This window comes from Pseudomonas sp. MS15a(2019), from assembly GCF_013277805.1.
GTDB classification, from domain to species: Bacteria; Pseudomonadota; Gammaproteobacteria; order Pseudomonadales; family Pseudomonadaceae; genus Chryseomonas; species Chryseomonas benzopyrenica.
Genome location: NZ_VBTN01000002.1, coordinates 56,335 through 69,649, shown reverse-complemented (window position 1 = coordinate 69,649; position 13,315 = coordinate 56,335). Strand labels below are relative to the sequence as shown.

The following is a 13,315-nucleotide window of genomic DNA, read 5'->3' as shown; positions in this document are numbered from 1 at the left end:
ATTGCGCTTAATCCTAGGTTTGTGGACATGGATTGCGCAAGAGGCAGGAAAGAAGCGGCACAACGCAACCCGCTGCCGGCCACAGGGGCGTAAGCTGAATTCAACTTCGATAGCCCGGTAGAGCTGTCCAACGAAGGTGCCCCAGGAGGGCCTTTCGCATAGCCAACGACGGTATCCCGTCCGCCGCGCCCGGGCCCGCCCAGGTCACCATTCCTGGTCGATCGCAGCCACCGTCACGAGCGGTGCGAGAGGACAACGAATTCAAGGGGAGGCCGCAAGGTCTCCCCTTTTCTTTTGCGTGGGATTTGGGGGGCGGGGAGGGCGTCTGGGGAAGGTTGGGTAAGGGGGAAGAGCATCGCGGCCATGGGCCGCTCCTACAGCGGTATATGCCTGTAGGAGCGGCCGCGATCAATCCGTGAAACTCACGCCTGCCCAGGCGGCTGCTTGTCCACGGTCAGGGGGGCGTCGCTGGCGAGGAACTCCCGGGCCTCTTCTTCGCTGGCTACCGAGGGTGGCGAGCCGCGCAGGGGTTGGCCGGCGGTTTCGCGCACGGTCAGCATGGTCAGGATGCCGATCACGGCCGCGGCCATCAGGTAGTAGGCCGGCACCAGGGGGTCGCCGGTCTTTTCCACCAGCCAGGCGGTGACCAGCGGAGTGGTCCCGCCAAACAGCGACACCGAGATGTTGAAGGCGATGGACAGGGCGCTGTAGCGGATCGGGGTGTAGAACAGCGCCGGCAGGGTGGACGGCATGGTGCTGGTAAAGCAGGCCAGGGCCATGCCCAGCAGCATCAGGCCGAGGAAGATCAGCCAGTCGTGGCCGCTGCCGATCAGCTTGAGGCAGGGAATCGCCAGGACCAGGATCGCCACGCACGCACCGATGATCATCGGCTTGCGCCCCAACCGGTCGCTGAAGAAACCGCCCAGGATGTTGAGCGGCATCATCACCACCATGACGATGAGGATCAGCAGCAGACCCTTGGTCTCGGCGTAGCCCATGGTCACCGCCAGATAGCTGGGCATGTAGGTCAGCAGCATGTAGTCGGTGACGTTGAACACCAGCACCAGGCCGACGCACTTGAGCAGGGCGACCCGATGCAGGGTGAACAGCTCGCGCAGACTGTGCGCCGGACCGTCCGCGGCCTTGCCTTCGTTGGCCTCGGTGTGGGCCTTGAACGCCGGAGTCTCTTCCAGCTTCAGGCGCATGTAGAGGCCGAGCAGGCCGAGGGGACCGGCGATGAAGAAGGGCACGCGCCAGCCCCAGTCGAGCAACTGTTCCTGGGTCAGGGCCGCGGTGAGCGCCGTGACCGTTCCCGCGCCGGCGATATAGCCGGCCAGGGTGCCGAATTCCAGCCAGCTGCCCATGCGTCCGCGGGTCTTGTCGGTGGCGTACTCGGCGATGAAGGTCGCCGCTCCCCCGTATTCACCGCCGGTGGAGAAGCCTTGGACGACACGTGCCAGCAGCAGCAGGGCAGGCGCCCAGATGCCGATGCTCTCGTAGCTGGGGATGAGGCCGATGCTGAAGGTGCCCAGGGCCATCATGATCATGGTCAGGGCCAGCACCTTCTGGCGACCGTACTTGTCGCCCAGGGGGCCGAACACCATGCCGCCGAGGGGGCGGACCAGAAAGGCCACGGTAAAGGTGGCGAAGGTGGCGATCAGCTGGGCGGCGGCATCGCCGTCGGGAAAGAAGACCTTGCCAAGGGTCACGGCCAGGTAGCCATAGACGCCGAAATCGAACCACTCCATGGCATTGCCAAGGGCGGCGGCGCCGACGGCGCGCTTGACCAGGGAATTGTCGACGATGGTGAGGTCGTCCGGCTTTACCTCATGGCGACGCTTGAACCAGCCAACGTGATGATGGTGTTTCGACATGTGTTTTCCTCCTTGCGTGGGGCCATAGACCCAAGCGGACCGCTGTAAGTGCGATTCCTGTGCGGTTGAAACTTGCCGAACACGCCTGGAGTCGACCCTTTATCGGTAAAAACTCTTGGAGGTTCCATGCAATATCGTCCGCTCGGCCACTCCGGCCTGCTGGTTTCCCAACTCGCCCTCGGCACCCTGCAGGTGGGTGGTCGCGATGGATTCGAGAAGTGCGGGGGCATCGACCTGCGCACCCTGCGGCGGCTGTTCGACATCGCCTTCGACGCCGGGGTGAATCTGGTGGATACCGCCGATCTGTATTCCTACGGCCTGGCCGAGGAACTCGTCGGCCAGGCCCTGGGCGACAAGCGCGACGGCATACTGCTGGCATCCAAGGGGCGGAGCGCCATGAGCGACGACCCCAACGACAGCGGCGCTTCGCGCTATCACCTGATCCGCGCCTGCGAGAACAGCCTGCGCCGGCTGGGCACCGATCACCTGGATCTCTACCAGCTGCACAACTGGGACGGGGTCACCCCCATCGAAGAGACGCTGGAGGCCATGACCCACCTGGTGCAAAGCGGCAAGGTGCGCTACTTCGGCACCAGCAACTACACCGGCTGGCAAATGATGAAGACCCTCGGCAAGGCTGAGCTGCACGGTTTCATCAAGCCGGTCAGCCAGCAGATCTATTACACCCCGGAATCCCGCGAGGCGGAGTACGAACTGTTGCCGCTGGCCCTCGACCAAGAGGTCGGCACCCTGGTCTGGGGCCCCATGGGCGAGGGTCTGCTGACCGGCTCGACCCGCCGCGGCAAGCCTGCGCCGCAGGGGACGCGCCAGGGCAGCGATTGGCCCGAGCCCTATGTACACGATCCCGAACGCGCCCTGGACATCATCGAGACCCTGGCCGCGGTGGGCGATGCCCATGGCGTCTCGGTAGCCCAGGTCTGCCTGGCCTGGCTCAGGGATCGCCCGGGCATCACCAGCCTGATCGTCGGCGCCCGCAGCGAAGCCCAGCTGCACGACAACCTGGCGGCCATGGAGCTGGCGCTGACGGCAGAGGAGTCCGCCCGGATCGAGGCGGCGACCCGTCGCGAGCCGCTGTATCCCTATTGGCACCGCATCGTCGCCGGGATGGATCGACTGGATCCGGCCGAGCAGCCGTTCCTGGCCGAGCAGCGCAAGACCCTGGAGCAGCGCCGCGACAAATAGGGCGAGCGGCTAACGGCCGGGCTGGGGGAGGGTCCAAGCCTTGGGGTACTCTGGGCCATCCCCTCGTGGAGCCGTGCGATGAAATCGCCTGCCGTGCTGTTCGCGCTTGTCTTCTCCGGCGTTTCGCTCTGGAGCATCGCGCCCGCCTGGGCCGATAACAACTATCGCCTGGGCGGCGTCTATGTGACGCCACCGTCGGGGGCCCAGCCGCCTCCGATCGCACCCGCTGGTAACGCCGAACGCTGGCAGGGCCGCGGTCAGGGTGACTGGAATGGCGGCTCGCCCGGACGCGGCAATGGTCCAGCCCTGGAGCGCTGGGAGCGCAACGATCCACCACCGCCGCGACCAGGCTATCAGCCGGCCTGGCAAGACCGCCCCGTCCCGCTGCCGCGTCCAGGCTACATGATGCCGGCGCCTGACCAGCCCGGTCGGAATTATCCGCCGCCGCCACCTCCACGACCGGAGCGGGACCCGCATTGGTCCGGCCCGCGCCCTGGCTGGGGCGCCAATCCCCAGTGGCGACCCGGTTTCGAGGTGCCGGGCGTACCGGCCGGTTTCACCCGCGTCTGGTATCGGGACAGTCAGTATTACTATGCCGACGGCTACTGGTATCGGCCCCAGGGGCCGCGCTATGTGGTGACCCTGCCGCCGACCGGGGTACGCGTCAGCGTCTTGCCGGCCTTTGCCGAAACGCTGTGGATGGGCGGCACCACCTACTATTTCGCCGCGGGCAGCTATTACCGCACCGATCCGGGCGGCGGCTTCGTCACCGTCGCCGATCCCAACGTCGCTGCAGTACCGACCACGATGGCAGCGCCTGCCGGGACCGGCTACGATGCCTATGACGTCACTGCCTATCCCTTGCAGGGCCAGCCGCCCGAACGCTACGCCACGGATCGCTACGATTGCCGCCGCTACGCCGCCGGCGAGTCGGGCTTCGATCCCGAGCGACCCGGTGCGGTCGGCGATCCCTACCTGACCCAGCGCTTCCGCCAGGCCCTGGCCGCCTGCCTGGCGGGGCGTGGTTATCAGGTGGAGTAGCGCTCAGTCGTTGGTCAGCTGCACCAGGGTGAACAGCCCAAAGGGCGGCACGCTGCTGCGACTGGCGCGGCGCAGGTCTTCGCGGGAAAGGATGGAGTCCATGGCGAAGTCAGGGTGCCAGCCCAGCTTGCGCGAGGCCGGTGCCAGGGTCTTTTCCGCCAGCAGGCGCAGGCCGCTCTCGGCCTGGAAGTGATTGACCAGCAAGAGGTGGCCGCCCGGCTTCACCACGCGCCGCATCTCCTGCATCAGCTTGCGCGGATTGGGCACCACGGAGGCCACGAACATGGCCACGGCGATATCGAAAGAGCCGGTGGGCAGGCCGGTTTCCTCGGCATTGGCTTCGAGCAGCGCCTCCACCGTGGTGATCTCGTCGCGCGCGACCCGCTCCCGCGCCTTGGCCAGCATGTCCGGCGAGAGATCGATCCCGGTGACGCGCTTGTCGGCGCCATAGTGCGGCAGGGCGAGACCAGTTCCTACCCCGACCTCCAGCACCCGGGTACCCGCCAGGGCATTGACCGCCGCCACCGCCCGCTTGCGACCGGGCGCAGAGACGCCACCAAACACTCGATCATAGACATTGGCCCAGCGCCGGTAGGCGGAAATGATGGCGGCATTGTCCAGCGCGGAGTGCGGTGCGGACGTGTCGGCGGTATCTAGCGAATAATCGATTTTCTTCGAGTCGTGCATAGCGGCCTTGTCATTGTCGGTAGATGAAAGCAGGGGCGTTACGGAGCTAACTCGGAGCGGCGTCCGATGGTGGAAAGTACATGCCAATGAGCGAAGCGTAAGCAGCTTCGTTATCGCTCGTGTTTTTTTGTAATGGGGTTTGCCACCTGTCTCCTATTCGCAGCAGAACACCCCTAGATCATTTGGATGCTTGATATGGATCTCATCAGGCAAGTGATCTTCTTGTTTTAAAACAATTTATAGGTACTTGGCTAGTTTGTATTCATTTGGTCTTCCCTGAATGAGAAGCTGATTCTTTTATGGATTTTTTTTGTTCATTCAATGAATTTAAAGCTTCATTGTTTTTTGTTCGTTCAAATAAAAGGCTGTATTGGCGAAGATAGAGAGTGCCTACCGCTTTTTATCGATGTCAGAGCAGCCGTTCGAGCCTTGGCTACCGAGGGACAGCAAAGAAGGCTCGACGGCTGGTGTAAGGACGCCTTTGGTCGCATACGAAGCCAGGGATTGCTCATTGTCATATTTTGGTAATAGACAGCTTAATAGGCTAAGCAGAGCAGGCCTGAAAGCGCTAGGCTAGAGCGCTCGGGAACGCGAGGCAGAGACGTTAGCTGGCACATTGATAGCGGGCTATGCTTATGGCCTGTGGGCGTGCCTTTCGTCGGTGTAAGTCGCCGGATACGGCGTGTCCGGTTCGTCCCGGTCGTCCCGTCCTTACGTCCGAATGTCTCTCCATTGCTGATTTTCAGCCGTCTTAAAGGCAGCATTGCCTGGGTGTCCGGAATTGACAAGGCAGATGTGGCGTGAAGAAGGCCGCAGGCTTCACTCTTACAGAATTGCTGATAGTCGTAGGCTTGATCGCTATCCTTGCTGCGATAGCGGTACCTGGTTTCAGCTCGTTGATCCGCTCCAACAGAGTCGTCGGCGCTGCCGAAGAGCTACAGAATGTTCTGACTTATGCCCGCAGTGAGGCGATGGCTCGCGGCGTCAACGTAGGTGTCACAGCCCCTAATGTCGATGCCTGGACCGGTGCCCTGATTGTCGCCACCGTGAGCAGCACCGTGTTGGGCGAGGCGGAAACGCTGCGCAGTTTCACCAACACCGGCTTAGCCGCTTCGGGGGTCAACAGCACGGGCACCGCTGCCGCACTGACCTTCCGGCCCAATGGCACTCTGGTGTCATCCGCTGCAGCCACGATCAACGTCTGCGCCAGTAATGACAAAACCACTACCGGTAGGACGCTGACGATCACTCAAGGTGGGCAGATCAGTATGAAGGACTTTCCGCCGACGTCGGCCAAAGCGAGTGGCTGTTCATGAGCGTCTTACGTCAACGGGGTTTCAGCCTCATCGAGGTGCTGGTCAGTCTGATCGTCATCTGCATTGGCGTTCTGGGCATGGTGGCATTGCAATCTCGTAGTCTGGTGCAGACTCAGGACTCCGTACTGCGCAACAACGCCATCATGCTCGCGGGCGATCTCATAGAAATGATGCGCAGCAATCCCGGGGGGGCCCTTGCCGGAGATTTGTTCAGCGTCACCAGCAAGTACCACAAGGCTACCGGTAGTGACTTTGCCAGCGTTGCGCTGGATTCTGCCGACGATTCGTGCGCCAAGCTCGCCCGAGGTGTTGGGGGGGACGCCGTTGCTGGCAAGGATCTGACCTGCTGGCTGCGCCAGGTCAAGGCGCTGCTGCCGGTGACCGATGACCTCATCAAGGCCAACTTCGCCGTTTGCCCCTCGCTGGCGCCACCTGCGGTCGGCAGTACGACACCCTACGATGCCTGTGGCACCGAAAACAGCTCGATAGCCATGGTGGTCTTGGCCTGGCAGGACGCTTCCAGCAATACCCAGGGATGCGCCGGTGGTATCTGCTACTACGTCTTGAGGGCCGAGCTATGAAGCGACAGCGTGGTCTGTCCCTGATCGAGATGATGATCTCTCTGACGCTCAGTACCTTCTTGATTCTTGCCGTCACCCAGCTTTATCTCGGCAACAAGCGCCACTACCTCTATCAGGAAGGTCAGGTCGAGAATGGCGACAATGGTCGGCTTGCCCTGTTGCTGCTGGATCAGCAATTGGCGAAGGCTGGCTTCCGTGCCAATCCCGTCGTCAAGACAACTCTGACAGAGGCCTTTCCTCGTCTTGAGGAGACCAATGGCTGTCCGGCCTTCGCTGCAGGGCAGACCATCCAGCCCACTACGGACGCCAACCAAAGCGGTATCTGCTTTCGCTATCAAGGCGCGGCAAAGGGAACGGACGTCGATTGCCTGGGCAACAAGATCGCGGCTGCTACCCATGGTACCGAGGTTCTCACGCGAATCAGCTATGTGGCCGATGGCAGCGGAACGGGAACCCTCCGCTGCAGCGCTCAAGGCCAAGCCGCCCAGGTACTGGTCAGTGGCTTGACCAGCTTTGTCTGGTTCAAGGTGCCGTCCAGTGCCGACTCCAATCAGGCGATCCGCTATGCGGCCTTGTTTTCCACGACCAAGGATCTCACCGATGGTATCTCCAGTACGGTGATCAATAACTGGAACACCTTGAGTGGGCAGAGCTTGCAAGACAGCACCCACGTGTTGCAGATCGTTCAAGGCAGCGTGACCCTGCGGAATCTGATGCAATGACGGGCGCACCGGTGGCATCACAACGGGGTGCGGTATTGATCGTCGCGCTGATCATGCTGTTGCTGCTCACCCTGCTGGCATTGTCCAGCATGCGTTCCAGTACGCTGCAGAATCGCCTGGGTGGCAGCGTGTCCGAGCAGAAGCGGGCCTACAACGCGGCGGAATCGGCGCTACGCGAAGGGGAGCGCCGGCTAAATGCCCTGAAGTTCACGGCCGTCTTTTCCGCGGCCAGCGCAGGCTATTCAAGCTGCTCTTCGAGTGTAGCGGCCATTGGCAGCAATCTATGCATCCTGCTCGAAGGCAATGATCTCGATACCACCGAGAAAACTCAGGCTTGGGCCAAGACCGCTCTATCGGCAAGCGGTACGGCATCGGCATCAGTGGCCTACAGCGGTTATGACGGCAAGTCGACGTTCAGCCGCTTGCCTCGTTGGGTCGCTACGGTCGTCTCCAGCAGCGGGGAAAGCGATATGTCTCTCGCCAGCCAAGGCAAGGGCATCTACTACTATCGGGTAACCGCCGCTGCCACGGCAGGGGGCGCGCGTTTTCCTGTCATTCTGCAAAGTATCATCAAGGTAGAAGTCCAATGAGCTTGCGCCAATGCTCTGCGTTTCTGGCCCTGTGTTTGGCGCTTCCCTTGGTGGAAGCGGCTACCTTCAACCCGAGCCAGCAGCCGCTTTTCTTGACTACCGGTGTCGGGCCAAATTTCTTCATCACCATCGATAACTCCACCAGTATGCAGATGGCGGTGGTGCCGGACGCGTCGAACAACGCCACCATTCGCCCAACTCGCCGGGCCAAATCCGCTACCTTCAATGGGTTGTATTACAACCCTGCGGTCACCTATGCCGCGCCTTACAAGGTCGTTTACGACGCTTCGACAGGCATCTTGACCAAGACCCGATTGACGACGAGTTTTAACGCAGCCTATGTAAACGGTTTTCGTACCGGTTTAGGAACGGTAGACCTGAGCAGTAACTACAAGGTGAGTTGGGGCTACAACCCCAATATAAGCACGACCGACCCAGAGACCGCCCGTGGCACCACCTATGCCAACCCCGGGCTGGCGACCGGTAGCGTCAGTACCCTGGCAGAAAACCCTTCGGCTGATTTCCCCACTGTTACGTCTACCACCTCCAGCACGGGAAGCAGTACCAGGACGAACAACGTTACCTACACAACGTCCGCCTCTTTCTGTCCTTCTTCAATCAGTGATTCTTCGTCAACTTCCGGCACCACCAGCACCACGTCGAATGGTGTAACTACCAGTAGTTATACGACAACTCAAACGTCGTACAGCAATATTTCCTGCTCTTTCAATTTCTTCAGATACACGATCAGGGTTACCACCACCTCTACGCCGACGACCTACACCACCACTACCTCTGACAGAGTGAAAGCGGGTGTGGCCGCTTATTATTATCTTTACGATACCAAGCTCTCCACGTGCACCACGATTGGCACTCGCAACGATGACTGTTACAGGAAGGTCACGGTCTCCAACGACTCCGGTTTGAATGGTAGCGACGAACGCCAGAATTTTGCCAACTGGTATTCTTTCTATCGCAGTAGGTCCCTGGCGGCGCAAAGTGCAACCAACCTGGCGATGATTGATGTGGATGAAAACATCCGTGTTGGCTGGCAGGCGCTGGGCAGCTGTACCTTTTCCGCTACATCGCCAAGTTGCCGTGGTATCAATAACTCCAGTTCGTCGGCCTACGACAATCGCCTCCGCCCCTTCAGCGGCAGTCACCGACAGGCTCTGTTCGATTGGCTTGGCGACATCTACTACGACTCCAGCACGCCCTTGCATTCGGCATTGGCGCGGGTGGGCAACTTTCTATCCACGACTGGCATCAATGGCCCCTATGCCTACAGCCCAGGCAGCACCGAGGCTCCAATCTACGCCTGCCGGGCCAGCTATAGCCTGATGGTGACGGATGGCGTGTGGAACGCCAACTACGACGTGGCCGGCGAGGACAGCAGCAGCCAAGAGTTGGGCGATGGCAGGACATACAGCCCTATGGCGCCCTATCAGGACCTCACCACGGATACGCTGGCGGACTTGGCCTTCCAGTATTGGTACAGGGACGCCAACAGGTCGCTCGACAACAAGATTCCACCCTACACGGCAGTGAGCGGCACCGAGACCCATGGTGACAATAAGCTGACCTCCTACTGGAATCCAAAGAACGATCCAGCCACTTGGCAGCACCTGACCGGTTTCTATGTAGGCATCGGTTTGAGTAGTGCCCTGACCAGCCCGGTCTGGGGTGGGGATACCTACTCTGGTGGTTATGATGCGATCGCCGCCGGCACCCTGAATTGGCCCAAGGCGGCTTCGGGCAGCGACAACAATGTCTACGATCTTTGGCACGCGGCCATCAATTCACGCGGCGCCTTCTTCAGTGCGGATGACGCCGGTGACCTGGTCAGTTCGCTCGGCGCCGTGGTGACGCGGATCACCCAGTCGAACAATGCCTCTGCCAGCCAGGTGTCTTCGCCGATGCTCGACAACAGTTTCTCGTCGAGCTACACCTATGTTCCTACCTTTTCCAGCAGTGACTGGAGTGGGGATCTAGACAAGAATTTGCGGACCGCAAAGTCTGTCACTCGCCAATGGAGTGCCCAAAGCAAACTCGATATTGCCTATGGCAATGGTAATTACACCGGGCGAACGGTGGTAATGGCCAAGTCCGCCAATACGCTGCAGGACTTCAGGTGGAGCAATCTCAGTGCTACCCAACAGGCGTATCTGAACAAGAATCTGCTTGGTACGGTCGACAGTTACGGCTCTCAGCGGGTGGATTATCTGCGCGGCGCGCGTACCTATGAAAACAGCGCTACCACGCCAAGTTTCCGGATACGCAGTCACATCCTGGGCGATATCGTCAATTCGACACCGGTACAGGTAACTATCCCCAGCAGCCCCGAAGCCAAGATGAATGCGCTGGTTTCCTCAGCCAGCGGATCCTATACCGCGTTTCGCCAAAAATGGGCCAGCCGTGCCACACGTATCTATGTCGGAGGCAACGACGGCATGCTGCACGGCTTCGATGATGGCGGTAACGAAAAATTCGCCTTCATTCCCAGTGCGGTCCTGCCCACTCTCTACAAGCTCACCGACGTGAACTACACCGGCGGTGCGCACCAGTTCTATGTCGATGGCTCGCCGGTGGTACAGGACGTCTATTTCGGCGGGAGCTGGCACACGGTGTTGATAGGGACCCTGCGTGGCGGTGGTCGCGGCCTCTTTGCCCTGGACATCACCGATCCAGACGATATCAAGTTGTTGTGGGAAAAAAGCAGTAGTGATTATCCCCAGCTGGGCTACACCTATGCAAAACCGGTAGTCACTCGGTTGCAGAACGGTTCCTGGGCAGTGGTGCTGGGCAACGGCTATGGCAGCAATTGGACGAACAACGGCGCTACCTTGGAGAATGCCGCTTCGCTGTATCTACTCAATGTCAGCGATGGCAGCTTGATTTCGCAGTTGACCGCCTCTGCCAGCGGTACGGCGGTGAATGGTCTGTCTTCGCCGCTCGTGGCCGATGTCAATAACGACCTGATTGCCGACTATGCCTATGCAGGTGATTTACAGGGTCGCTTGTGGCGCTTCGATTTGGTGGGTAGCAGCGCGACCAGCTACAGCGTTGCCTTTGGTGGCAAGACGCCCTTGTATAGTGTCCTGGCCAGCAGCTACTCGAGCGGCTTGAGCAGCTTTACCCAGGCCATCACTGCAGCGCCTTATCTGGTACGTCATCCATCCGGTACCGGCTATCTGATCGTCTTCGGGACAGGCAAGTACTTGGAGGGCGCCGATGCCACTGCCAATACCACCAAGGCCATGACGCTCTATGGCATCTGGGATCGTCAGGCGACGGGTACCGCCGCCAGCACGACACCGACGTTGACCGTTGCCAACCTGCAGCAGCAAACGCTGGGTGCGGACACTGCCATCTCCTATACCAGCTCTACGGGAGACTCGGTCGCATCCACTGCCAATACGCTGTCCACGACAGCGGTGGACTGGTACACGAGTACCAATACGGCGGGCAAGTATGGCTGGTACGTCAATCTGCCGCTGACGGGCGAGATGGTCATCAACAAGGCCCAGTACATCAGCGATACCTTGCTGTTCACATCGCTGGTGCCCAACGACGATCCGTGCGATTCCGGCGCGGTGACCTACCTGTATGCCCTCAATCCGTATACCGGCGGTGGCAGCGATCTCCTCGAACTTGGGCTGGATACCTCTTATTCACGGCTCAAACTGGCAGGCCTCTATGGCGGCGCCTCCATCTTCACCTATGGCAACAGCGTCGTCATTTCAGGGACGAGCCCGTCCACCACGACTACACTGACCAATGCTGATGGTTCCGTTACCACGACGACCCTGGATCCGAGCCTGTCGAAATCCACGGTCACCAAGCCAAAGTTCTCCCGCCAGACCTGGCGCACCATACCCAATCAGAATCCTGACGAATGAAATTTTCGATGCGAGCACGAGGCTTTACCCTGATCGAGCTGATGGTCGTCGTGGCGATCGTCGGCATCCTGGCGGCCATCGCCTATCCGAGCTATCAGAGCTACGTTTTGCGCTCTCATCGTAGCGAGGGGCAGGCACTGCTCAATGAAGCGGCGGCGCGGATGGAGCGCTTCTATGCGCAGAACAACGCCTATCCGACCACGGTGAAGGACCTGAACATCGTGAATACCAAGACCGCAGCCGGCAGCGACAAGGTGTTTTCCAGCAGTGGTTATTACCAGTTGGGCATCGTGGCCAATACCGCTGGTAGCGATGCCTACAGCCAGAATGGTCCTTACCTGCTGACGGCGGAGCCGAAGGATACTCAGGCCAATGATGTCTGCGGCAACCTGATGCTTAATGCCCAGGGCGTCAAGAAGGTATCTAAAGGCAACGCCACCGACTGCTGGCGCTAATCCTCCCGCCCCTGCACCAGGCCTGCATCCCGCTCCTGCTCCACCCGATAGCCGCCAAAGCCCAGAGTCACCCGCTGGGTGGCGTCGGCCTTGCCGGCGTCTTCGGCTTCGTGCTCGACCACCAGGCGATTGAGGCGGTTGAGCAGCTGCATGGATTCGTCGTAGGCGGTGCGATAGAGACTCAGGGTCGAGTCCTGGGTCAGGTTGTGGCCGTAGACCACATGGAAGGTGAAGTCCGGCGCGGCGCGATCCTGCAGGTAGAGGCGCTCGAAACCGGCCAGCAGGTCGCCGGTGAAGTGGGCCAGCAGCCGGCCCGCGCCTTCCTGGCTCTCGGTGCCGCGCAGCAACGAGCGTGGCGTGAGCACCACCCGGTCTTCCTCGTCGAGGCGGGCATAGCCCTTGCGCAGCCATTCATCCAACACGGTACGGGCGCGGACGTCGCTGCCGACGCTGGCGACCAGGGCGTCGAAACTCTGTTCGCCGCCGCGGCGCTGGGTGCGGGGCAGGGGGCGCAGATTGCCCTCGGCATCGAGCAGGTCCAGGCGTGAGGTCCAGGCGCTGAGCACCTGCCATTCCAGGCTGGGCGTGCAGGGCGTACGTTCCGGGCCAGCCTCGCGCAGGGCGCGGACCTCGCGGCGCGGCAGGCCGGTCAGGACCGAGATGCGGCTGTCGGAGTTGGGCTTGTCGCCCAGCGGCTCGAAATCCTGGGCGACTTCGAAGTAGGTCTGGCGCAGCAGCCGATCGAAGGTCTGGTAGGTCACGCCGGAGGCGATGGCGATTCGTACCAGCCGACCGATCAGGCTGCGCAGAAGCAAGGGAACCTTGGTGGAAAGCATGGGGGACTCGATGCGGCAGACGCCCTCCCATCTTCGCGGGGCCTTGGGTCCCCGTCAAACCAGCCAGTCATAAAGTGTCGCGGACGCCGCTCAGGCTGTCGTCCGCGGGGC

11 protein-coding genes are annotated in these 13,315 nt (G+C 61.0%); 8 read left to right on the top strand and 3 right to left on the bottom strand.

Annotated elements, in window-relative coordinates; all coding sequences use genetic code 11:
* Positions 1-422 precede the first annotated feature (422 nt).
* A complete protein-coding gene (gene proP, locus FEZ61_RS02580) occupies positions 423-1,874 on the bottom strand; it encodes a glycine betaine/L-proline transporter ProP (protein ID WP_017642711.1) in 1,452 nt (483 codons plus the stop codon).
* 126 nt (positions 1,875-2,000) lie between these two features.
* Here proP and FEZ61_RS02575 point away from each other — a divergent pair, with 126 nt between their 5' ends.
* Together FEZ61_RS02575 and FEZ61_RS02570 are read left to right on the top strand one after the other, a co-directional pair.
* Entirely contained in the window at positions 2,001-3,077 is a 1,077-nt protein-coding gene (locus FEZ61_RS02575; RefSeq protein WP_173147056.1) for an aldo/keto reductase, read from the top strand.
* Positions 3,078-3,155: 78 nt separating this feature from the next.
* The gene (locus FEZ61_RS02570) at positions 3,156-4,118 is read left to right on the top strand and encodes a DUF6515 family protein (RefSeq protein ID WP_173147054.1); all 963 of its coding nucleotides are present in this window, start codon (positions 3,156-3,158) and stop codon (positions 4,116-4,118) included.
* A gap of 3 nt (positions 4,119-4,121) precedes the next feature.
* Here the strand turns inward: FEZ61_RS02570 and FEZ61_RS02565 are convergent, their stop codons facing one another.
* The gene (locus tag FEZ61_RS02565) at positions 4,122-4,805 is read right to left on the bottom strand and encodes a class I SAM-dependent methyltransferase (RefSeq protein ID WP_017642708.1); all 684 of its coding nucleotides are present in this window, start codon (positions 4,803-4,805) and stop codon (positions 4,122-4,124) included.
* Positions 4,806-5,605: 800 nt separating this feature from the next.
* Here FEZ61_RS02565 and FEZ61_RS02560 point away from each other — a divergent pair.
* Genes FEZ61_RS02560 through FEZ61_RS02535 form a run of 6 tightly spaced genes read left to right on the top strand, consistent with a single transcriptional unit; the run spans position 5,606 to position 12,368 of the window.
* Complete coding sequence (locus FEZ61_RS02560; RefSeq protein WP_173147052.1) at positions 5,606-6,121, top strand: GspH/FimT family pseudopilin; 516 nt, start codon at positions 5,606-5,608, stop codon at positions 6,119-6,121.
* Positions 6,118-6,702: a type IV pilus modification protein PilV gene (gene pilV, locus FEZ61_RS02555; protein ID WP_173147050.1), complete on the top strand. Its 585-nt coding sequence runs from the start codon at positions 6,118-6,120 to the stop codon at positions 6,700-6,702. The genes FEZ61_RS02560 and pilV overlap by 4 nt, the downstream gene beginning before the upstream one ends.
* Positions 6,699-7,424: a prepilin-type N-terminal cleavage/methylation domain-containing protein gene (locus tag FEZ61_RS02550; protein WP_017642705.1), complete on the top strand. Its 726-nt coding sequence runs from the start codon at positions 6,699-6,701 to the stop codon at positions 7,422-7,424. Before pilV ends, FEZ61_RS02550 begins: the two co-directional genes overlap by 4 nt.
* A complete protein-coding gene (locus FEZ61_RS02545) occupies positions 7,421-8,014 on the top strand; it encodes a PilX N-terminal domain-containing pilus assembly protein (RefSeq protein WP_017642704.1) in 594 nt (197 codons plus the stop codon). Before FEZ61_RS02550 ends, FEZ61_RS02545 begins: the two co-directional genes overlap by 4 nt.
* Positions 8,011-11,913, top strand: a complete 3,903-nt coding sequence (locus FEZ61_RS24335) for a PilC/PilY family type IV pilus protein (protein ID WP_242455089.1) — start codon at positions 8,011-8,013, stop codon at positions 11,911-11,913. Before FEZ61_RS02545 ends, FEZ61_RS24335 begins: the two co-directional genes overlap by 4 nt.
* Positions 11,914-11,921: 8 nt before the next feature.
* A complete protein-coding gene (locus FEZ61_RS02535) occupies positions 11,922-12,368 on the top strand; it encodes a type IV pilin protein (protein WP_173147048.1) in 447 nt (148 codons plus the stop codon).
* On the opposite strand, the gene FEZ61_RS02530 is transcribed toward FEZ61_RS02535, so the two are convergent.
* A complete protein-coding gene (locus FEZ61_RS02530; RefSeq protein ID WP_093256407.1) occupies positions 12,365-13,204 on the bottom strand; it encodes a DUF6502 family protein in 840 nt (279 codons plus the stop codon). The genes FEZ61_RS02535 and FEZ61_RS02530 overlap by 4 nt on opposite strands.
* Positions 13,205-13,315 lie beyond the last annotated feature (111 nt).

Excerpts from the sequence above, each read along its gene's own strand:
- proP (WP_017642711.1), bottom strand. The coding sequence starts at position 1,874 with ATGTCGAAACACCATCATCACGTTGGCTGGTTCAAGCGTCGCCATGAG.
- FEZ61_RS02575 (WP_173147056.1), top strand. The coding sequence starts at position 2,001 with ATGCAATATCGTCCGCTCGGCCACTCCGGCCTGCTGGTTTCCCAACTC.
- FEZ61_RS02570 (WP_173147054.1), top strand. The coding sequence starts at position 3,156 with ATGAAATCGCCTGCCGTGCTGTTCGCGCTTGTCTTCTCCGGCGTTTCG.
- FEZ61_RS02565 (WP_017642708.1), bottom strand. The coding sequence starts at position 4,805 with ATGCACGACTCGAAGAAAATCGATTATTCGCTAGATACCGCCGACACG.
- pilV (WP_173147050.1), top strand. The coding sequence starts at position 6,118 with ATGAGCGTCTTACGTCAACGGGGTTTCAGCCTCATCGAGGTGCTGGTC.
- FEZ61_RS02550 (WP_017642705.1), top strand. The coding sequence starts at position 6,699 with ATGAAGCGACAGCGTGGTCTGTCCCTGATCGAGATGATGATCTCTCTG.
- FEZ61_RS02545 (WP_017642704.1), top strand. The coding sequence starts at position 7,421 with ATGACGGGCGCACCGGTGGCATCACAACGGGGTGCGGTATTGATCGTC.
- FEZ61_RS24335 (WP_242455089.1), top strand. The coding sequence starts at position 8,011 with ATGAGCTTGCGCCAATGCTCTGCGTTTCTGGCCCTGTGTTTGGCGCTT.
- FEZ61_RS02535 (WP_173147048.1), top strand. The coding sequence starts at position 11,922 with ATGCGAGCACGAGGCTTTACCCTGATCGAGCTGATGGTCGTCGTGGCG.
- FEZ61_RS02530 (WP_093256407.1), bottom strand. The coding sequence starts at position 13,204 with ATGCTTTCCACCAAGGTTCCCTTGCTTCTGCGCAGCCTGATCGGTCGG.